The 20,107-nt window shown below is 72.6% G+C and carries 14 protein-coding genes and 3 pseudogenes; 12 read left to right on the top strand and 5 right to left on the bottom strand.

What is annotated here, in order from left to right; translation table 11 throughout:
• Positions 1-163 precede the first annotated feature (163 nt).
• Together ACGFNF_RS03585 and ACGFNF_RS03580 are read right to left on the bottom strand one after the other, a co-directional pair.
• Positions 164-1,768 (bottom strand): cellulase family glycosylhydrolase, encoded by a 1,605-nt coding sequence (locus ACGFNF_RS03585; protein WP_393165505.1) that lies wholly within the window; start codon positions 1,766-1,768, stop codon positions 164-166.
• 370 nt (positions 1,769-2,138) lie between these two features.
• The gene (locus ACGFNF_RS03580; RefSeq protein WP_357580875.1) at positions 2,139-3,347 is read right to left on the bottom strand and encodes a DUF349 domain-containing protein; all 1,209 of its coding nucleotides are present in this window, start codon (positions 3,345-3,347) and stop codon (positions 2,139-2,141) included.
• 333 nt (positions 3,348-3,680) lie between these two features.
• On the opposite strand from ACGFNF_RS03580, the gene ACGFNF_RS03575 reads away from it, so the two are divergent.
• Genes ACGFNF_RS03575 through dapF form a run of 3 tightly spaced genes read left to right on the top strand, consistent with a single transcriptional unit; the run spans position 3,681 to position 6,182 of the window.
• Positions 3,681-4,400, top strand: a complete 720-nt coding sequence (locus ACGFNF_RS03575) for a hypothetical protein (protein ID WP_393165503.1) — start codon at positions 3,681-3,683, stop codon at positions 4,398-4,400.
• Complete coding sequence (gene miaA, locus ACGFNF_RS03570) at positions 4,397-5,323, top strand: tRNA (adenosine(37)-N6)-dimethylallyltransferase MiaA (protein WP_393165501.1); 927 nt, start codon at positions 4,397-4,399, stop codon at positions 5,321-5,323. The genes ACGFNF_RS03575 and miaA overlap by 4 nt, the downstream gene beginning before the upstream one ends.
• A gap of 7 nt (positions 5,324-5,330) precedes the next feature.
• The gene (gene dapF, locus ACGFNF_RS03565) at positions 5,331-6,182 is read left to right on the top strand and encodes a diaminopimelate epimerase (protein ID WP_393165499.1); all 852 of its coding nucleotides are present in this window, start codon (positions 5,331-5,333) and stop codon (positions 6,180-6,182) included.
• A gap of 288 nt (positions 6,183-6,470) precedes the next feature.
• Here the strand turns inward: dapF and ACGFNF_RS03560 are convergent, their stop codons facing one another.
• A complete protein-coding gene (locus tag ACGFNF_RS03560; RefSeq protein WP_089001418.1) occupies positions 6,471-7,937 on the bottom strand; it encodes an NAD-dependent malic enzyme in 1,467 nt (488 codons plus the stop codon).
• A gap of 174 nt (positions 7,938-8,111) precedes the next feature.
• Here ACGFNF_RS03560 and hflX point away from each other — a divergent pair, with 174 nt between their 5' ends.
• Complete coding sequence (gene hflX, locus ACGFNF_RS03555; RefSeq protein ID WP_357580879.1) at positions 8,112-9,563, top strand: GTPase HflX; 1,452 nt, start codon at positions 8,112-8,114, stop codon at positions 9,561-9,563.
• A gap of 51 nt (positions 9,564-9,614) precedes the next feature.
• Entirely contained in the window at positions 9,615-11,393 is a 1,779-nt protein-coding gene (locus ACGFNF_RS03550) for a hypothetical protein (RefSeq protein WP_393165497.1), read from the top strand.
• Between the two features lie 194 nt (positions 11,394-11,587).
• On the opposite strand, the gene lexA is transcribed toward ACGFNF_RS03550, so the two are convergent.
• Positions 11,588-12,370, bottom strand: a complete 783-nt coding sequence (gene lexA, locus ACGFNF_RS03545) for a transcriptional repressor LexA (protein ID WP_151452422.1) — start codon at positions 12,368-12,370, stop codon at positions 11,588-11,590.
• A 619-nt stretch (positions 12,371-12,989) separates the two neighbouring features.
• Between lexA and nrdR the strand changes: the two genes are divergently transcribed.
• The 7 genes and pseudogenes from nrdR (at position 12,990) to ACGFNF_RS03510 (ending at position 19,678) form a co-directional block, all read left to right on the top strand.
• The gene (gene nrdR, locus ACGFNF_RS03540; protein WP_132232964.1) at positions 12,990-13,490 is read left to right on the top strand and encodes a transcriptional regulator NrdR; all 501 of its coding nucleotides are present in this window, start codon (positions 12,990-12,992) and stop codon (positions 13,488-13,490) included.
• A 66-nt stretch (positions 13,491-13,556) separates the two neighbouring features.
• A pseudogene (locus tag ACGFNF_RS03535) lies at positions 13,557-14,024 on the top strand (vitamin B12-dependent ribonucleotide reductase); the annotation flags it as partial.
• Positions 14,025-14,909, top strand: a pseudogene (locus ACGFNF_RS03530) (LAGLIDADG family homing endonuclease); the annotation flags it as partial. It lies immediately after the preceding pseudogene.
• Positions 14,910-15,086: 177 nt separating this feature from the next.
• Positions 15,087-17,516: pseudogene (locus ACGFNF_RS03525) on the top strand (vitamin B12-dependent ribonucleotide reductase); the annotation flags it as partial.
• 807 nt (positions 17,517-18,323) lie between these two features.
• Entirely contained in the window at positions 18,324-18,542 is a 219-nt protein-coding gene (locus ACGFNF_RS03520) for a hypothetical protein (protein ID WP_393165494.1), read from the top strand.
• Positions 18,539-18,718 carry a hypothetical protein gene (locus ACGFNF_RS03515; RefSeq protein WP_132232975.1) on the top strand — a complete coding sequence of 60 codons (180 nt, stop codon included), beginning with the start codon at positions 18,539-18,541 and terminating at the stop codon, positions 18,716-18,718. The genes ACGFNF_RS03520 and ACGFNF_RS03515 overlap by 4 nt, the downstream gene beginning before the upstream one ends.
• 24 nt (positions 18,719-18,742) lie before the next feature.
• Positions 18,743-19,678, top strand: a complete 936-nt coding sequence (locus ACGFNF_RS03510; protein WP_393165492.1) for a DUF2332 domain-containing protein — start codon at positions 18,743-18,745, stop codon at positions 19,676-19,678.
• A gap of 46 nt (positions 19,679-19,724) precedes the next feature.
• Here the strand turns inward: ACGFNF_RS03510 and ACGFNF_RS03505 are convergent, their stop codons facing one another.
• Entirely contained in the window at positions 19,725-20,042 is a 318-nt protein-coding gene (locus tag ACGFNF_RS03505) for a TraR/DksA C4-type zinc finger protein (protein WP_151452426.1), read from the bottom strand.
• Positions 20,043-20,107: the final 65 nt, after the last annotated feature.

Genomic DNA, 20,107 nt, shown 5'->3' with positions numbered 1-20,107 from the left:
CGGGGGGGGTGCTGCGGGGGCGCCCCCCGAGGGGCGCGCCGGCCGGGCCCCCCCCCCCCCCGCCGGGCCGCGCCGCCCCCCGCCCGGGGCCGGGGGGGGGCCCCCCCGCCCCCCCCCCGGCCGGTGCGTCAGTGGCCGCCGTCCCCGGCGACCGGCGGTGGAGTCAGCAGGCGACGCTGTTGAGCTTGACCGTCCCCGGGGCGGCGGACGCGCCGTTGGCGGTGAAGCCGACCGTCACCGAGGCCCCCGGCGCCAGCGCCCCCGCCCAGGTCGGGGCCGCCGCGGTCACCGTGGTGCCGGACTGGGTCACCGTGGCGTTCCAGCCGCTGGCCAGGCTCACCCCGGCCGGCCAGGCCCAGGTGACCTGCCACGGGTTGACCGTCGCGGTGCCGGTGTTAGTCACCGTCAGCTCCCCCTGGAAGCCGCCCTGCCACGCGTTGACCTGCTGGTACGCGCCCGTGCAGCCCCCGGTCGGCGGAGGCGGCGACGAGGTCGGCGTCGCCGTCGGCGTGCCGGTGGGGCCGCCCCCGCCGCCCACCGGCGCGATCAGGTACGGCTGGAGGATGGCCTGCTTGGTGGTGTTGATGTTCGTCCAGTCGTCGAGCGCGATGCCCCCGGTGTCACCGGAGTTCGGGTTCCACGACCAGTAGGTGAAGGACATTCCGTCGATCCCGGTGCCGGTGTAGGCCATCAGCTTCTCCAGCCACACCTTGTCCCGGGGATCGGCCAGGGTGCTGCCGAACTCGCCCATCATGATCGGCGCGATGTTCTGCTTGTAGAGGTAACCCCAGTACTTGTCCCAGATGCCCGGCAGGTTCGCCGGGAAGTCGGGGGACTTGAACCAGTTCTGCTCGAAGACCGAGGTGGCGTACTCGTGCGGCGAGTAGACCAGCCGGTTCGGCACGTCGAGCCGGACCGGGAAGTCCTTGGCCTTCGTCAGGTTGCCGCCCCACCAGCCGCAGTCCTCGTCGTTGCTCGGATCGTTGTCCCAGACGTTGGAGAGGCCACCGCTGGGGCAGCTCACGCCCTCCACGAAGATCAGCCAGTTCGGCTGCACCGACAGGATCGCGTTGCCGGCCCGCTCGGCGGCCAGCCGCCAGTCCCGCGCCGGATCGCCGCAGCCCCAGCACGCGCCGGTGGCCGCCGGGTTGGTCCCCTCGGCGTGCGGCTCGTTGTGCAGGTCCGCCCCGATCACCGTGGTGTTGCCGGCGTACCGCTGGGCGAGCATCTTCCAGTCGTTGATCCAGGTCGCCTCGGAGACCGTCGGGGTGTACCAGAGCGCGGACTGGCCGGCGGAGGTCGGCCGGTGCCGGTCGAGGATGACCCGCATCCCCTTGCCGCCGGCGTAATTGATCACCTTGTCGAGGATCTGCAACGGGGAGAGCCCGACCAGGTCCGGGTTGACGAAGTCGTTGATGCCGCTGGCCGTCGCGCCCGGCTTCAGCGCGTCGTTCGAGTACGGCACGCGCAGCGTGTTGTAGCCGAGGCTGGCCATCTTGTCGATCTGCCCCCGCCACGGGTTCGTGGACCACAGCCCGTGGAAGGTCTTGTTGTCGGTCTCCATGCCGAACCAGTTGATGCCGGTGATGCGTACCGTCGCGCCGGTGCTGTCGACGATCTTGTTGCCGTTGGTGTGCAGGTAGCCGGTCCCGGTGCCGGCGGGGGCGGCGACGGCCGGGGCGGTGCTGACGGCGGCGGCGACGAGGACGCCGGCCGCGGCGGTGGCGAGCGCGGTGATCGCGCCGCCGAGGGCGCTGCGTCGGTGCATGCGAGCTCCACTTCGAACTGCCCGCCGCCGCCACCGGCGGCGCGGGCGGGAACCGGGCGACGGCCGTCACGCTCCCTCAGGGAGTACGCGGACAGGGCGCGACGGAACGTGCCACGTGGGATGCGGCCGCTCGCGGTACCACCGGCGTCCCCCGACGACGCGGTGTGCGCCGCCGGTGCCCTCGCGCCGGTGCCGGACCTGGCTCCGCCGCTCATTCTGATCAGCCCGCCTCGATGCGTCAACCGTCGCGTGCCCGGCCCGGGCGGCTGCGGGCGGACAGGCGGAAGCCCCCGGTCCGTGGCGGATCGGGGGCTTCCGTGGTGGCTCGGTCCGAGGTAGCTCGGGGCCCGCCGGGGTGGGGCGTTCCGGCTCAGCCGGCCTGCTCGGCGAGCTGGAGGAACTGCCGCTTCGAGGCCAGGGCCTGCTCGGCCTCCTTGACCCGCCGGGCGTCTCCGGCCGCCTGGGCCCGGGCCAGCCGCTCCTCGGCCTCGGCGACCTGCGCGCGCATCTGGGCGAGCAGGGGGTTGTCCTCCTTGGTGGTACGCCGCCACGCGGAGTCCATCACCTCGCGGACCTTCTCGTCGATCGCGCGCAGCCGGCGCTCCAGCCCGGCCGCCGCCTCGCGGGGCACCCGGCCGGCCTCGTGCCACTGGGCCTGGATCTCGCGCAGCTTGGCCTGCGCGCCCTTCGGGTCGCCGTCGACGTCCAGCGCCTCGGCCTCGGCGAGCAGCGCCTGCTTGCGCTCCAGGTTGCCCCGCTGCTCGTTGTCGCGGGCGGAGAAGACCTCGCTGCGCCGGGTGAAGAACTCGTCCTGCGCACCCCGGAACCGTTCCCAGAGCTTCTGCTCGGCCTCCTTGGAGGCCCGGGGAGCGGCCTTCCACTGGTTCATCAGGTCCTTGAGCTGGTTGGCGGTGGCCGCCCAGTCGGTGGAGTCCTTGAGCTTCTCGGCCTCGGCGACCAGCTCCTCCTTGACCGTCTGCGCCTGCTTGCGCTGCGAGTCGAGGGAGGCGAAGTGGGCGCCCCGGCGGCGGGTGAAGCCGTCCCGCGCGGCGGCGAAGCGCTTCCACAGCTCGCCGTCGGCCTTCTTGTCGACCCCGCGGATGGTCTTCCACTCGTCGAGGATCTCCTTGAGCCGGTCCCCGGCGGTCTTCCAGCCGGTTGACTCGGCGGCCAGCTTCTCCGCCTCCTCCACGAGGGCCTGCTTACGCGCGAGCGCCTCGCCGCGGGCGGCCTCGCGGGCGGCCTTGGCCTCGCCGGCCTTCTCCTCGGCGACCGTGGCGAGCCGGTCCAGCCGGGCCGCCAGCGCGTCGATGTCGCCGACGACGTGCGCCTCGGCCAGCGACGCGCGGATCCGCCGGATGGTGGTCAGTGAATGGCCGGCGTCGGCGGCACCCGAGTTGAGCCGGGCCTCCGTCAGGTTGACCTCGGTCACCAGGTCGTCGAAGCGGCGGGCGAAGTGGGCCAGCCCCTCCTCGGGCGCTCCCGCCTGCCAGGATCCGACCACCCGCTCGCCGTCGGCGGTCTTGACGTACACGGTGCCGTCCGCGTCCACCCGTCCGAAGGCAGTCCAGTCGCTCATGTGCCCATCCTCGTTCTCCCGGCGTCGGGGAGCAGTCCCGCGATCGCCGCCACGGCGCAGCAAAGTTTCCCCCGGCATTGTCACAGGTACGACCCCGTTCCCGTCGAGCGCCTATCGCCGACCGTGACCATACGGTGTCCTAGCGCCCGCGGACAGGCTCCCTGGGAGGAGTGTCGGAATCCGGCGTACGACGTGCCGGACGGGCGGGCGCCCTCGTCGGCGTGGCGACCCCGGCCACGCTGGCGGGCCCCCCGGCGGGGACCGGCCGGCAGCGGCGGCTCGAAGAGCCCGGGTGCGGGGCACCGGGCGCCGTCGTGCCGATACCGTTGCCGGGTGCCCCTGGTCGCCGCTGCCGTCTGCCCCCACCCGCCGCTGATCGTCCCCGAGCTGGCCGGTGCCGCCGCACCCGAGCTGGACGAGTTCCGCGCCGCCTGCGACGCCGCCGTCGCCGGGCTGCTCGCCGCCGACCCCGAGGTGATCGTCCTGGTCGGCGGCGGGCCGGAGACCACCCGCTTCAACGCGGCCGATTACGGCTCCCTGCGCCGGTACGGCCTCGACCGGGCCGTGCGGCTGTGGAAGGTGAACTGTGCCGGCGGCGAGCGGCTGCCGCTGAGCCTGACCATCGGCGCGTGGCTGGTCGGTCGCTCCCGCACCGAGCTGCCCCGGCTGGCTCGCTCCGTCGCGTCCGACGCCTCCCCGGCGGAGTGCGCCGAGCTGGGGGCGGCGCTCGGCGCGGCGACGGAGCCGCGTACCGCGCTGCTCGTGATGGGGGACGGGTCGGCCTGCCGGGGCCCGAAGTCGCCCGGCTACGACGACCCGCGCGCCGAGGCGTACGACGACGGGGTCGCCCGCGCCCTGGCCGACGCGGACGCCGAGGCCCTGCTCGACCTGGACCCGGTCCTGTCGGCGGAGCTGAGGGCCGCCGGCCGGGCGCCCTGGCAGGTGCTGGCCGGCGCGGTCCGGGCGACGGGCGGTGACTGGCGCGGCGAGCTGCGCCACCACTCGGCGCCGTACGGCGTCGCCTACCTCGTGTCGTCCTGGACGCCGGCGTGACCACCCGTCCACCGGCCGGGACGGTCGTCGCCGTGGTCGGGCCGACGGCGGCCGGCAAGTCGGCGCTGAGCATCGCCCTCGCGCACGCCCTCGACGGCGAGGTGGTCAACGCCGACTCGATGCAGCTCTACCGGGGCATGGACGTCGGCACCGCCAAGCTCACCCCGGCCGAGCGCGAGGGGGTGCCGCACCACCTGCTGGACATCTGGGACGTCACCGAGCCGGCGAGCGTCGCCGAGTACCAGCGGCTGGCCCGCGCCGCCGTCGACGACGTCCTGGCCCGGGGCCGGGTGCCGCTGCTGGTCGGCGGCTCCGGCCTCTACGTGCGGGCGGTGCTGGAGCGCTTCGAGTTCCCCGGCACCGACCCGGCGGTGCGTGAGCGGCTGGAACGGGAGCTGACCGAGGCCGGCCCCGCGCCCCTGTACGCCCGGCTGCGCGAGGCCGACCCGGCCGCCGCGGCGGGGATCCTGCCCGGCAACGGCCGGCGGATCGTGCGCGCCCTGGAGGTCATCGAGCTGACCGGGGCGCCGTTCACCGCCGCGCTGCCCGAACCGACCCCGTACTACCCCTCGGTGCAGCTCGGCGTGGACCTGGACACCGCGCTGCTGGACGAGCGGATCGCCCTGCGGGTGGACCGGATGTGGGCCGACGGGCTGGTCGCCGAGACCCGGGACCTGGTGGGGCGCGGCCTGCCCGACGGGCGTACGGCCAGCCGCGCGCTCGGCTACCAGCAGGTGCTGCGTTTCCTCGCCGGGGAGCTGACCGAGGCCGAGGCGCACGACGAGACCGTCCGGGCCACCCGGCGCTTCGTCCGGCGGCAGCGGTCCTGGTTCCGCCGCGACCCGCGGATCCACTGGCTGGACTCGTCGTCGCCGGAGCTGGTCCCGGCCGCCCTGCGCCTGCTCCCCGCCGCTGCGCGATGATGGGGGCGTGCAGTTCACCAAGGGCCACGGCACCGGCAACGACTTCGTCATCCTCCCCGACCCGGACAACCGGCTCGACCTGACACCGGGGCTGGTCGCGGCCCTCTGCGACCGGCGGCGCGGCCTCGGCGGCGACGGCGTGCTGCGGGTGGTCCGGGCGGCCGCCCACCCGGAGGGCGCCGAGCTGGCCGGCGAGGCCGAGTGGTTCATGGACTACTGGAACGCCGACGGGTCGTTCGCGGAGATGTGCGGCAACGGCGCCCGGGTCTTCGTCCGCTACCTGGTCGACTCCGGGCTGGCCGAGCCGGCGGAAGGGGCGCTGCCGGTGGCCACCCGGGCCGGCGTCGTGCGCGCGCTGGTCACGGCCGACGCCATCGCCGTCGAGATGCGCCGCCCCCGGCTGTACGACACCGCGACCGCCACCCTCGGCGGGCTGACCCTGCCCGGCACGGCCGTGGACGTGGGCAACCCGCACCTGGTCTGCGCGCTGCCGGCCGGGCTGGAGCTGACCGCGCTCGACCTCACCCGGGCCCCCGACGTCGACCCGGCGGTCTTCCCCGCCGGGGTGAACGTGGAGTTCACGGCCCCCGGCGAGCCCGTCGATGACACCGACGGCCACGTGCTCATGCGCGTGTACGAGCGCGGCTCCGCCGAGACCCTCTCCTGCGGTACGGGCGCCTGCGCGGTGGCCGCGGTGGCCCTGCGCGACGCCGGCCGGGACACCGGCGTGCTGGCGGTGGACGTTGCCGGCGGACGCCTCTCGGTCACGGTGACGGAGGACTCCTGCTGGCTGGCCGGCCCAGCCACCCTGGTAGCCACCGGCACCCTGGACCCCACCACCCTCACCACGCCCGCCTGACCCACCCGCCCCCGGGCCCCCCGCCCCGCTCTCGGCTCGGGGCCGCTTCGCTGGCCCGACCCCCCGCCCCGCCCTCGGCCCGGGGCTCCGCTTCGCTGGCCCTGCCCTGCCCTGCCCTGCCCCGACCCTCCCGGACCCCCCGACCCCGTTGATCATGAAGTTATTGCCAGGTATAGCGCTCTCCTAGGGCAACAACTTCATGATCAACGCGCTTGGGGCGGGCGGGGCGGGACGGAGGCGGGGTGGGGCGGAGGCGGGGCGGGGCGGGGCGGGGCGGGGCGTGGGTGGTCAGGGGGTGGCGCTGGCTTCGGCGGCGATCTCGGGGAGGTCGGCGGGGCCCGGGTCGGCGGCGGGGGCGGGGGCCGGGTTCTGGGCGGCGGCGCGGACCGCCGCGGCGACCGCCGGGGAGACCCGGGAGTCGAAGACGCTGGGCACGATCACCGTCGGGTTGATCTTGTCCTCGCCGACCACGTCCGCGATGGCCCGGGCCGCCGCGATCGCCATCTCCTCGGTGAACTCCTCGGCGTGCGCGTCCAGCATGCCCCGGAAGACACCCGGGAAGGCGAGCACGTTGTTGATCTGGTTCGGCTGGTCGGAGCGGCCGGTGGCGACCACGGCGGCGTACTTGCGCGCCTCGCGCGGGTCGACCTCCGGGTCCGGATTGGCGAGCGCGAAGACGATCGAGTCCTTGGCCATCGTGGCGATGTCGTCGCCGGTGAGCAGGTTCGGCGCGCTCACCCCGATGAAGACGTCCGCGCCGCGTACCGCCCCGGCCAGGTCGCCGGAGTAGTTCTCCTTGTTGGTGTTCTCGGCCAGCCACTGCCAGGCCGGGTTGAGCCCGCTCTGGCCGCGGTGCAGGGCGCCCTGCCGGTCGTACGCGATGATGTCGCCGACGCCCTGGCGCAGCAGCAGCTTCATGATCGCGGTGCCGGCCGCGCCGGCGCCGGAGACCACGACCCGGACGTCCGCGAGCTGCTTGCCCACGACGCGCAGCGCGTTGGTCAGCGCGGCCAGCACGCAGATCGCGGTGCCGTGCTGGTCGTCGTGGAAGACCGGGATGTCCAGCGCCTCGCGCAGCCGCGCCTCGATCTCGAAGCAGCGCGGCGCGGCGATGTCCTCCAGGTTGATCCCGCCGTACGCCGGGGCGATCGCCTTGACGATCTGCACGATCTCGTCGGTGTCCTGGGTGTCGAGCACCACCGGCCAGGCGTCCACCCCGCCGAAGCGCTTGAACAGCGCGGCCTTGCCCTCCATCACGGGCAGCGACGCCGCCGGCCCGAGATTGCCGAGGCCCAGCACGGCGGAGCCGTCGCTGACCACGGCCACGGTGTTGCGCTTGATGGTCAGCCGGCGGGCGTCGGCCGGGTTCTCCGCGATCGCCATGCAGACCCGCGCCACCCCCGGGGTGTACGCCCGGGACAGCTCGTCGCGGTTGCGCAGCGCCACCTTCGAGCTGACCTCGATCTTGCCGCCGAGGTGCAGGAGGAAGGTCCGGTCGGAGACCTTGCGCACGTCCACGCCGTCCAGGGCCGTCAACGCGTCGACCACCTGGTCGGCGTGGCTGGCGTCGGCGGTGTCGCAGGTCAGGTCGACGAGCACGTGGGTCGGGTCGGAGTCCACCACGTCGAGCGCGGTGACGATCGCCCCGGCCTCACCCACGGAGGTGGTCAGCCGGCCGATCGAGGACGCGTCCGCCGGCACGGCGATCCGAATCGTGATCGAGAATCCGGCACTTGGAAGTCGGGTGATGGCCACGGGGTCCCTCCGTCGACGCTGAACGGCTGCCCCGCATTTCTACTCGCCCCGGCGGGCCCCTCCGGCATCCGCCCCCACTTTTGTGGCCCGTTCGAGCGGGCATATAGCGGGTGCGTTCCGCGTTGGCACATGTCAGGATTGCTCGGTACGTGACAGAACGGACAGGAGACCGGCTTGCACAACCAGGAGACCCTTCTTCCCTACGAGGACGACGAGCTCGACACCACCACCGGTGAGTTCGAGCTGTCGGAGCGGCAGGCGCTGCGGCGGGTCCCCGGCCTCTCCACCGAGCTCGCCGACATCACCGAGGTCGAATACCGCCAGCTGCGCCTGGAGCGCGTGGTCCTCGTCGGCGTCTGGACCGAGGGCTCGCAGAGCGACGCCGAGAACTCCCTCACCGAGCTGGCCGCGCTGGCGGAGACCGCCGGCTCGCAGGTGCTCGAGGGGCTGATCCAGCGGCGCAACCGCCCCGACCCCGCCACCTACGTCGGCCGGGGCAAGGTCGACGACCTCGGCTCGGTGGTGCTCTCCACCGGCGCCGACACGGTGATCTGCGACGGTGAGCTGTCACCGTCGCAGCTGCGCAACCTGGAGCAGCGCACCAAGGTCAAGGTGGTCGACCGCACCGCGCTGATCCTCGACATCTTCGCCCAGCACGCCAAGAGCAAGGAGGGCAAGGCGCAGGTCGAGCTGGCCCAGCTCGAATACCTGCTGCCGCGCCTGCGCGGTTGGGGTGAGACCCTCTCGCGGCAGACCGGTGGTAGCGGTCGCGGCGGCGGCGCCGGCGGCGGCGTGGGTCTGCGCGGCCCCGGTGAGACGAAGCTGGAGACCGACCGGCGCCGGATCCGCCACCGCATCGCCCGGCTGCGCCGGGAGATCAAGGGCATGAAGACGGTACGCCAGACCAAGCGCGCCAGGCGTTCCCGCAACGCCGTACCGGCCGTGGCGATCGCCGGCTACACCAACGCCGGCAAGTCCAGCCTGCTCAACCGGTTGACCGGGGCGGGCGTGCTGGTGGAGAACGCCCTCTTCGCCACCCTCGACCCGACCACCCGCAAGGCCACCACGGCCGACGGGCGGCTCTACACCCTCTCCGACACGGTGGGGTTCGTCCGGCACCTGCCGCACCAGATCGTCGAGGCGTTCCGCTCGACCCTGGAGGAGGTCGCCGAGGCCGACCTGGTGGTGCACGTCGTCGACGGCACCCACCCGGATCCGGAGGAGCAGGTCCGGGCGGTCCACGAGGTGCTCTCCGAGGTGGGCGCCGACCGGCTGCCCGAGCTGCTGGTGGTCAACAAGACCGACGCGGCCGACGAGGAGACGCTGCTGCGGCTCAAGCGGCTCTGGCCGGAGGCGGTCTTCGTCTCCGCGCACACCGGTCGCGGGATCGACGGGCTGCGCGAGGCGGTCGAGGCGCGGCTGCCCCGCCCGGCCGTGGAAATCCGCGCGGTGCTGCCGTACGACCGGGGCGACCTGGTGGCCCGGGTGCACCGTCAGGGCGAGGTGCTGAGCACCTCCCACCTGCCGGAGGGCACCCTGGTGCACGTGCGGGTCGGTGAGGCGCTCGCCGCCGAGTTGGCGCCGTTCCGGGCGGACGAGGACCAGGCGGTCGCGGGCGCCCGGTGACGCCCTCCCGGCGTCACGCGTCGGAAACGCCCGGCATGCGACACTGATTCAATGCGCCGCGCTGTTTCTTCGGTCACGGTCGCCCTCGGCTTGCTGGGGGCGACCGTGGCGTGTACCGGAGTCGCCCTGGCGGCGGCGCCCGCCTCGGCCGCGTCCCCACTCGCGGCAGCTCCCGGCAAGAAACGGTGCACGGTCACCGACGAACGGCTGCGGGAGCTGTCGGGCCTGGTGGCCACCAAGAGCGGCTACATCGTCATCAACGACGGCACCGACGTGGAGAGCCGCAAGCGGGTCTTCTTCCTCGACACCAAGTGCGGGATCGCGAAGGAGCCGGTCCGCTACTCGGGTCAGGGGCCGTTCGACACCGAGGACCTGGCGCTCTCCCCGGACGGCACGACGATCTGGATCGCCGACACCGGTGACAACGTCACCAGCCGGGAGCGTCGCGAGCGGGTGGCGCTGTGGAGCATGCCGGTCAACGGGTCGAAGCGGCCGCAGCTGCATCGCCTCTCCTACCCGGAGGGCAAACCGCACGACGCCGAGGCGCTGCTGATCGGCGACGACGGCAACCCGTTGATCATCACCAAGGTGATGTCCGGCAAGGCCCAGATCTTCACCCCCGCCGAGAAGATGAAGAGCGGGGACACCCCGGCCGTACCGATGAAGAAGGTCGGCGAGATCAGCCTGCCGGAGACGGACACGGACAACCGGCTCGGCGCCCCCGGCCGCGTCGCGATCACCGGCGCGGCCCGGTCCCCCGACGGCTCCCGGGTGGTGGTGCGCACCTACGCCGACGCCTTCGAGTACGACGTGACCGATGGCAACGTCGTGGCGGCCCTGACCGGCGGCAAGCCCCGGGTGACGGCGCTCGCCGACCCGTTCGGTGAGGCGATCACCTACAGCCCCGACGGCAAGACCTTCCTGACCGTTTCCGACGGCGGCCAGCTCGACGAGGACGCGCCGATCGACATCCTCGGCTACACGCCCTCCTCGGAGGGCGCGAAGCCGGTGGCCGGCGGTGGCGGCGCGCCGAAGAAGGCCGACCAGTCCTGGATCGACGGCCTGAGCCTGAGCGACATCACGTACCTGATCGCGGCCGTGGGGGTGATCGGCGCGCTGATGGTGGCGGCGGGTGTCTTCGGCATCCTCCGGTCCCGGCGCAAGCCGGTGCCTCCCCGCGACGACGACGGTGCCGACCGCGACGACGTCCCCGCCGACGACCGGCGTGGGCCGGCGGACGACGGCTTCCTGCCGCCGGGCGACCGGGGCCGGAGCGGCGTCTACGGCGGTGCTCCGGCGGCCGGGGTCTACGGCGGCCCGGCCGGTGGGCGCGGCGGTCCCGCGCCGGCCGGCGCGGGACCCGGTGCCGCCCGCCCGGCTGGCGGTGGCGTCTACGGCGGCGCCCGTCCGGCTGCTGGCGGCGGCGGGGTCTACGGCGGCGGTCGCCCGCCCGTGGACGGGCCGCCCGGCCCGGGTGTTCCGCCGCCGGGTGGCGGTGGACGCCAGGGGAGCGGCGGCCGGCAGGGTGGTGGCCGCCAGGGCGGCGACGGTGGCCGTCAGGGCGGTGGCGGACGCCAGGGTGGTGGCGGCGGTCGCCAGGGCGGCGGTCGTCCCGGTGGCGGTGTCTACGGTGGCGGCGGGCAGCCGGGCGGCGGCGTCTACGGCGGTGGCCGGGCGGAGCCGCCGCGTCGGGGCGACGAGTCGGATCCCCGTGGCCAGCGGCCGGTCCGCCGGCGCGACGACGGCCCCGACGACGGTCGCGGTTACGGTCACGTGCCCGGTGGTGGCCGGGGTTACCGGGGCGACCGCTACCGAGGTGACCGCTACTGAGGCTGGGCCTGCCGGAGCGACGGCTACTGAGGCTGGGCCTGCTGGAGCGACCGCTACTGGGGCGCTGGGCCTGCCGGAGCGACCGCTACTGGGGCGCTGGGCCTGCCGGAGGCGCAACGGCCGCTCAGGACCCGCAGCTGAGCGGCACGGCACCCGGGTGACCGCCGAGGGCGGCCACCCGGCGCGGTGGCGGATCAGATGCGGCGCAGCACCGCGACGACCCGGCCCATGATCGTGGCGTCGTCGCCGGGGATCGGGTCGAAGGCCGGGTTCTGCGGCATGAGCCAGACGTGCCCGTCGCGGCGGCGGTAGGTCTTCACGGTCGCCTCGCCGTCGAGCATGGCGGCGACGATGTCGCCGGCCTCGGCGGTCGGCTGCTGCCGGACCACGACCCAGTCGCCGTCGCAGATCGCCGCGTCCAGCATCGAGTCGCCCTTGACCTGGAGCATGAAGACCTCGCCCTCACCCACCAGCTCGCGGGGGAGGGGGAAGATGTCCTCCACGGCCTGCTCGGCCAGGATCGGGCCACCGGCCGCGATCCGGCCCAGCATCGGCACGTAGGCTGGGGCGGGACGCTGCGAGCGGGCCAGTTCGTCGTCGACCTCGGCGGGCGCCCGGACGTCCACGGCGCGCGGCCGGTTGGGGTCGCGGCGCAGGAAGCCCTTCTTCTCCAGCTCCTTGAGCTGGTAGGCGACGCTGGACGGCGAGACCAGGCCGACGGCCTCGCCGATCTCGCGCACGCTCGGCGGGTAGCCGTGCCGCTCGACCCAGCTGCGGATGAACTCCAGGATCCGGCGCTGCCGGGCGGTGAGATCCACCGTCGCGGGGTCGGGGAAGGCACTGACCACCGGGGTGACCGGGCGCACGGCGGGCTGCCCGGTCCGGCTGCGCGCGGCGCCCCGGCGTCGGGTGGCCGGCGGTCCCGCCTCGGTGATCTGCTGCGGGCTCTTCGGCCGGCTGGCCCGATCCTCGGTCACGTCCGTCCTCCCTGGTCGGCGCTGGGTGCCTTGGCGGCTCGTGGTGCGTGCGGTGGTGCTGTTCTGCGGTGGTGCTGATGCGTGCGGTGGTGCTGGTGCGTGCGGTGATGCAGGGTGACCGGTGGACGGAGAATTCCGCGCCCGGTTGTTCAAGACCGTATAGGTGAGATCGGTCATTTTCAAACATCTGTACGACCTTGCTCGGCGTGTCGGGGTGAAAAACCGCTCCGGTCGTACTCGTGTTCTGATAAATGGTACGCCTGGTCGAACGGGTGTTCGACATTCGTCCGATCGTCGGCCGTTTCGTCCCGGCCGGACCGGTAACCCGTGGGGGCGTCGGACGGTTGGTCCTGCGGCGGGCGGCGGTGCCGGTCGATCCCGGAGTCGGGTGACGCGCCGGACACGCCGGCCAACTTGACCTCCGATCCGCAGCGGCCTACGGTCAACCCCTAGATGTAGTAGTCACACGGGCGTAAGTCGCCTACAGGTTGGGTTCGACTACCCACCGCACTCCGGCACCGTCGACACGGCGAAGACCATCGACAGATGGCTCCGTCGCGCTGACGCGTGCCCGGCGAGCGGTCGGCGGACCCGCGATCGACGAAGGAGGTCGGGTGCGATGCGGTGTCCGTACTGCCGGCACGCCGACTCCCGGGTGGTCGACTCGCGGGAGGCCGACGACGGCCAGTTGATCCGCCGGCGGCGATCCTGCCCGGAGTGCGGCAAGCGGTTCACCACCGTCGAGGAGGCGGTCCTCGCGGTCGTCAAGCGCAGCGGGGTGACCGAGCCGTTCAGCCGCACGAAGATCGTCGGCGGGGTGCGCAAGGCGTGCCAGGGCCGGCCCGTGGACGACGACTCGCTCGCGCTGCTCGCGCAGAAGGTCGAGGAGACCGTCCGGGCCAAGGGGGCCGCCGAGATCCCCAGCCACGAGGTGGGGCTGGCCATCCTGGGTCCCCTTAGGGACCTGGACGAGGTCGCCTACATGCGGTTCGCCAGCGTCTACCGGTCGTTCGACTCGCTCGCCGACTTCGAGCGCGAGATCGAGACGCTGCGAGCCGCCGCGCGCGCCCGGGAGGGCGCCGGGGCCGACGCGGCCGAGGCCGCCGGCCGTACCAGTTGAATTCTTCGCAGTTTGTTGACAGTCGGATCGGGCGGCGGTGGCCGTGCGGACGAGGGGGCGGATGAGATGTCGGGGGACGGTGTGACAACCAGCAGGGCACGCAACAAGGCCGGCGCGGGGCTCAAGATCGAGCGGGTCTGGACGACCGAGGGGGTGCACCCCTACGACGAGGTCGCCTGGGAGCGCCGCGACATCGTCATGACCAACTGGCGGGACGGCTCGGTCAACTTCGAGCAGCGTGGCGTCGAGTTCCCGGAGTCGTGGAGCGTCAACGCGGCGAACATCGTGACCACCAAGTACTTCCGGGGCGCCGTGGGCACCCCGGAGCGGGAGTGGTCGCTGCGGCAGCTGATCGACCGGGTGGTCACCACCTACCGCACGGCGGGTGAGGAGTACGGCTACTTCGCCGGCCCGGCCGACGCCGAGATCTTCGCCCACGAGCTGACCTGGATGCTGCTGCACCAGGTGTTCAGCTTCAACTCGCCCGTCTGGTTCAACGTCGGCACGCCCTCGCCGCAGCAGGTCAGCGCCTGCCTGCCGTACGACTCGCTGGTCAGCACGCCCGCCGGCCTGGTGCCGATCGGCAAGCTGGTCGAGGAGAACGCCGTCGGCACCAAGGTGTACGACGGCAACGGCGGCCTGACCAGCATCGTCGCCGTCAAGGCCAACGGGGTGCGTGAGGTCATCCGGCTGCACACCAAGGCCGGCTACCAGCTCGACGTCACGCCGGACCACGTGGTGTGGAAGAGCACGGGCCAGGGCACGGGAAGCTGGGTCGAGGCCGGCACCCTCGAGCCCGGCGACCAGCTCGAGTGGCACCGCACGTACGCGTACGGCGAGAGCGAGATCGACCTGCGGGAGATCCGCGAGGCCGCCCTCGCCGGCTGGTTGCAGTCCGACGGGTTCGTGGGCCAGTACGACGAGGGCACGAACCGGTCGCTGACGATCGAGGCGATGACGGTCAACGACGACGAGTCGGACTGGGTCACCGTCGCGCTCGACGAGGTCTTCGGCACCGCGCACCGGCACGAGCGCGCGGTGCCGACGCAGAGCGACGAGTTGGACTGCCGGCGTACCCGACTCTACGGCGAGCACCTGCGTCCGTTCGTGGAGAAGTGGGACCTGCTGACGCGCGGCGTCGACATGGAGGTGCCGCAGCGGCTCTTCACCGCGCCGCTGCCGGTCGTCGCGGCGTACCTGCGCAGCATCTTTCAGGCCGAGGGCTACGTCTCGGCGCGCGAGCACTCGACGCTCGTCGCGGCGGACATGGTCTCGGAGAAGCTGATCCGTGGCGTGCAGAGCCTGCTGCTGCGGTTCGGGATCTTCTCCCGCGTGGGGCGCAAGGCGGACCCGCGCCCGGACCGCAAGGACTGCTGGTCGGTCCGGATCCAGAACGACGGCGACCGCGACCTCTTCGCCACGCACATCGGGTTCGTGGGCGCGGAGAAGATGGCCAAGCTCGAGGCGAGCTTCGCCAAGCCCGGCCGCTCGGCTGGCGACGTCAAGCGGTTGGAGATCGACCACGTCGAGCCGCTCGGCACGATGGAGGTCTACGACATCCAGACGGAGAGCGGCGAGTTCCTGGCCGGCAATCTTCGGGTGCACAACTGCTTCATCCTGGCCGTCGACGACTCGATGGACTCCATCCTGGACTGGTACAAGGAGGAGGGGCTGATCTTCAAGGGCGGCTCCGGCTCCGGTGTGAACCTGTCCCGGATCCGCTCCTCCCGCGAGCTGCTCTCCTCCGGCGGCAACGCCTCCGGCCCGGTCAGCTTCATGCGCGGCGCGGACGCCTCCGCCGGCACCATCAAGTCCGGCGGCGCCACCCGGCGCGCGGCGAAGATGGTCATCCTCGACGTGGACCACCCGGACATCCAGGAGTTCGTGGTCACCAAGGCGCGCGAGGAGGACAAGATCCGCGCGCTGCGCGACGCCGGGTTCGACATGGACCTCGGCGGCGCCGACATCGTCAGCGTGCAGTACCAGAACGCCAACAACTCCGTCCGGGTCTCCGACGAGTTCATGACCGCCGTGGAGAACGGCGGCGGCTTCGATCTGCGCGGCCGGCTCGACGGCGCGGTCATCGAGACCATCGACGCCAAGAACCTGTTCCGCACCATCTCCCACGCCGCCTGGGAGTGCGCCGACCCCGGCCTCCAGTACGACGACACCATCAACGACTGGCACACCTGCCCGGAGACCGGGCGGATCACCGCGTCGAACCCGTGCTCGGAGTACCTGCACCTGGACAACTCCTCGTGCAACCTGGCCTCGCTCAACCTGATGAAGTTCCTCCGCGCCGACGGCGGCTTCGAGGTGGAGAAGTTCGTCCGCTCCGTCGAGTTCGTCATCACCGCGATGGACATCTCGATCTGCTTCGCCGACTTCCCGACCGAGAAGATCGGCGAGACCACCCGCGCCTACCGGCAGCTCGGCATCGGCTACGCCAACCTGGGCGCCCTGCTGATGGCCTCCGGCCTGCCGTACGACTCGGAGCAGGGCCGCTCGGTCGCCGCGGCGATCACCTCGCTGATGACCGGCACCGCGTACCGCCGCTCGGCGGAGCTGGCCGGCGTCGTCGGCGCGTACGACGGCTACGCCCGCAACGCCGAGCCGCACAAGCGGGTCATGCGCAAGCACGCCGCCGCCAACGACGAGATCAAGCCCTCGGGCACCGTGGCCACCGCGATCGTCCGCGAGGCGACGAAGCAGTGGACCCAGGGCAACAAGATCGGTGACAAGTTCGGCTGGCGCAACTCGCAGGCCAGCGTGCTCGCGCCGACCGGCACCATCGGCCTGATGATGGACTGCGACACCACCGGCGTGGAGCCGGACCTGGCGCTTGTCAAGTTCAAGAAGCTGGTCGGCGGCGGCTCGATGCAGATCGTCAACCAGACCGTGCCGCGCGCCCTGCGCAGCCTCGGCTACCCCGAGGAGCAGGTCGAGGCGATCGTCGAGCACATCGCCGACCACGGCCACGTTGTCGACGCCCCCGGCCTCAAGCCGGAGCACTACCCGGTCTTCGACTGCGCGATGGGCGAGCGGTCCATCGCCCCGATGGGCCACGTGCGGATGATGGCGGCCGTCCAGCCGTTCATCTCCGGCGCCATCTCCAAGACGGTCAACATGCCGGAGCAGGCCACGGTCGAGGACGTCGAGAAGATCTACTTCGAGGGCTGGAAGCTCGGCCTCAAGGCGCTGGCGATCTACCGCGACAACTGCAAGGTCGGCCAGCCCCTGTCGGTCGCCAAGCCGAACAAGGCCGCCGCGACCATCCAGGCCCCGGCCGCCGAGGTGGAGAAGGTCGTCGAGAAGGTCGTCGAGTACCGTCCGGTGCGCAAGCGGCTGCCGAAGAAGCGTCCGTCCCAGACGGTCAGCTTCTCCGTCGGCGGCGCCGAGGGCTACCTCACCGCCTCGTCCTACCCGGACGACGGCCTCGGCGAGGTCTTCCTCAAGATGTCGAAGCAGGGCTCGACCCTGGCCGGCGTGATGGACGCCTTCTCGGTGGCCATCTCCATCGGTCTCCAGTACGGCGTCCCACTGGAGACGTACGTCAGCAAGTTCACCAACATGCGCTTCGAGCCGGCCGGCATGACCGACGACCCGGACGTGCGGATGGCCGCCTCGGTGATGGACTACATCTTCCGTCGCCTGGCGCTGGACTTCCTGCCGTACGAGCGCCGCGCGGAACTGGGCATCTTCACCGCCAGCGAGCGGGCCGCCCAGCTCCGGGCCGAGGCGGAGGCGGAGGCGAGCGGTGCGGACCTCACCGCGATGGCCGCCTCCGCCCCGGTCGAGGCGCCGACCGAGCCGAAGACCGGCCCGATCGCCCAGCCGGCGCAGGAGACCGCCGACGTGGCCGCCGCCAAGCCGGCGCCGTCCGTGGGTTCCAGCACCGAACTGCTGGAGGCCGTGATCGGCAAGGCCGCCGACGCGCCGCTCTGCTTCACCTGCGGTACGAAGATGCGCCCGGCCGGCAGCTGCTACGTCTGCGAGGGCTGCGGCTCCACCAGCGGCTGCAGCTGACGTACGAGTAGTTCAAGGTGGGCCGGCAGGTATCTGCCGGCCCACCTTGCTCATTGCTGGACGCCTGTCTTCCTGTGTCCGAGGGGTTAGCACGCCGATCTGGATTCACTGCGCCTCGACTGGGACGTGACAGATGCGGTCGGCACCAAGCAGGACATCGGCAACGACGGCAGAGGACTCGCTCGCGGCATCACGGCCGGAACCCAGATCGCGGTTGTCGCGACGTCGGCGCCAGCTACCTTCGCGATGTGCCTGGACGTCGCCGTGTCCGCGCGCGGCGCCTCGTCAGCGGTCCTCGTCGCCGTCGGTCGGGCGGGGCGGGCGATTGTGCCGGGCCCACTCGTCCACCTCGTCAGCGTCCCAGACGGTCGTCCCGATCAAGCGGGCGATGGGTTCCGGGAAGCCAGGCCTACGGGTGATCTGTAGAACCCGCTGACGCGACACGCCGAACAGGGCGGCCAACTCGCCAGGCCCGTACAAGCGCGGTCGCTTCACGGCCTGAAGGGAAGTGCGACATTGTCTTGGCTATTGTCACTTACAGATTGACAACCCCAAAGGGGGTGGTGTGTGGTGTAGCGGGGCCTGCTGGTGAGAGCGGGACGACGGATCGCCGGGAGGTCACATGCCCAAGCGCGTGTCGTACGACGGCTATCTGCTGGCAGTGGCGCTCACCCTGGCCCGTCGGCACCGCCCGGTCTGGTCCTGGCGACAGTGGCGTCGCCTCTGTCGATGCGGTTCGGAGTTGCCCTGTCGGGCCCGGCATCGCGTCCCGATAGGCCGAGGCCACTGGCCGGGGGAGGAGGAGTCATGACCACCCACGGCCCCGTCCTGCCCCTGTGGACCTGCGGCGGCTGCGACGCCCCTTGGCCGTGCGGGACGCGACGCAGGGAACTGCACGCCGAGTTCGATGGCGCACCGGTGTCGCTGTCCCTCTACATGGGGTCCTACCTGGTCTGGGCCGCCGAGGACCTGACCTGGGTGCCCGCCGGACTGCTGCACCGGCGCTTCCTGGGGTGGCTGCGGTGAGCGTCATCCGGCGCGGCGACGAGCGCTTCCACTACAGCGACGGCTCCCACAAGTGGATCCCACCAGACCCGGACTACGACCAGGAAGCCTGGGACGCGATGGTGCGCCAGCACCAGCTCCAGCACCTGGAGGAGATCTCACAGCGCAGAAAGCCGCGTCAGGGGAAGACGCCGTGAGGCGTCGACCGCGATCATCAGGAGATGACGATCGCCCAGAGGTACGTCGAGTTCGCCACCCGGGAGGCGCGCGGCGTGTCGCCGGCGTACGAGCGCCTGTCCCTCGCCGTCTCCCGCGACGACGAACTGCTGGCCCTGCTCGCCGCGCTCCCGCCGGCCAGGCGGCAGCCGAACCTGCTGTTCGGCGTCGTACGACTGCTCGGCGGGCCGGTCGACGACCCGGCGGCCTTCCGCGACTTCGCGCTGGCGAACTGGCCGGCGATCGAGGCGGAACTGCGCACCCGCGCGACCCAGACGAACGAGCCCGGGCGGTGTGCCGTACTGCTGCCCGTGCTCGCCGCGTTGCCGCAGCCGCTGGCGTTGCTGGAGGTCGGCGCGTCCGCCGGGCTCTGCCTCTACCCCGACCGGTACGCCTACCGCTACGGCGACCACGCGCTCGGCGCGGGAGAACCGGTCCTTGGCTGCGCGGCCACCGGACTGGCCCCGCCGGACCGGCTACCGGAGGTGGTGTGGCGGGCCGGCCTGGACCTGAATCCGCTGCGGGTGACCGAGCCGGCGGACGTGGCCTGGCTCGACGCCCTCATCTGGCCGGAGCACACGCACCGCCGCGCCCGGCTGCGGGCCGCCGCGGCCGTCGCTGCGGCCGACCCGCCGCTGCTCGTGCGCGGCGACCTGGTGGACGACCTGCCCGCACTGGCCGCGCGGGCGCCGGCGGGCGCGACGCTCGTGGTGTTCCACACCTCCGTGCTCTACCAGGTGCCGGCGCCGCGCCGGGCGGCGTTCGCCGACGTGGTACGCCGCCTGCCCGGCCACTGGATCTCCAACGAGTCCCCGGACGTGCTGCCCCACGACGCGTTGCCGGAGCCGCCGGACGAGGCGCTGTACAACGTGCTCGCGTTGGACGGCCGGCCACTCGCCTGGACGAGCCCGCACGGGCAGGCGATGACCTGGTTCGGGTGACCCACCGGGCTGCCGTGCCGTGCACCGGCACGGCAGCCCGCGTACGTCACTGCTGCTTCTGCTGGCAGGGCACGCAGAAGCGGGCGTGCGGCAGCACCTCCAGGCGCTCCCGGGGGATCGCGGCGGAGCAGCGCTCGCAGATGCCGTAGCGGCCCTCGGCGAGGCGGCGCAGCGCCCCGCTGACCTGCTCGATGCTCCGCCGGGTGGCGGCGATCAGCGCGCTCTGGGTGTGCGCCTCGCCCGGGTCACCGGTGTCGGCGGTGAGCTGCGTCAGCCGGACGGTCTGCGCCTCGAAGTCGTTGGTCAGCGTCGTACGCAGGTCGTCGAGCCACTTCTGCTCGCTGGACTGGGTGGGTGTGGTCATGGCGTAGCTCCTCGGGAAAAAGAAAAGGGCCGAAGCTGGATAGCTTCGCCCTGGTGGCCGTTCGC

The organism is Micromonospora sp. NPDC048868 (genome assembly GCF_043198195.1).
GTDB lineage: Bacteria > Actinomycetota > Actinomycetes > Mycobacteriales > Micromonosporaceae > Micromonospora > Micromonospora reichwaldensis.
Note: the sequence above shows the minus strand (reverse complement) of the source record. Positions and strands in the feature narration are given on the sequence as shown.

Excerpts from the sequence above, each read along its gene's own strand:
- ACGFNF_RS03505 (WP_151452426.1), bottom strand. The coding sequence starts at position 20,042 with ATGACCACACCCACCCAGTCCAGCGAGCAGAAGTGGCTCGACGACCTG.
- ACGFNF_RS03550 (WP_393165497.1), top strand. The coding sequence starts at position 9,615 with ATGCGCCGCGCTGTTTCTTCGGTCACGGTCGCCCTCGGCTTGCTGGGG.
- ACGFNF_RS03520 (WP_393165494.1), top strand. The coding sequence starts at position 18,324 with ATGACCACCCACGGCCCCGTCCTGCCCCTGTGGACCTGCGGCGGCTGC.
- ACGFNF_RS03585 (WP_393165505.1), bottom strand. The coding sequence starts at position 1,768 with ATGCACCGACGCAGCGCCCTCGGCGGCGCGATCACCGCGCTCGCCACC.
- ACGFNF_RS03580 (WP_357580875.1), bottom strand. The coding sequence starts at position 3,347 with ATGAGCGACTGGACTGCCTTCGGACGGGTGGACGCGGACGGCACCGTG.
- ACGFNF_RS03510 (WP_393165492.1), top strand. The coding sequence starts at position 18,743 with ATGACGATCGCCCAGAGGTACGTCGAGTTCGCCACCCGGGAGGCGCGC.
- nrdR (WP_132232964.1), top strand. The coding sequence starts at position 12,990 with ATGCGGTGTCCGTACTGCCGGCACGCCGACTCCCGGGTGGTCGACTCG.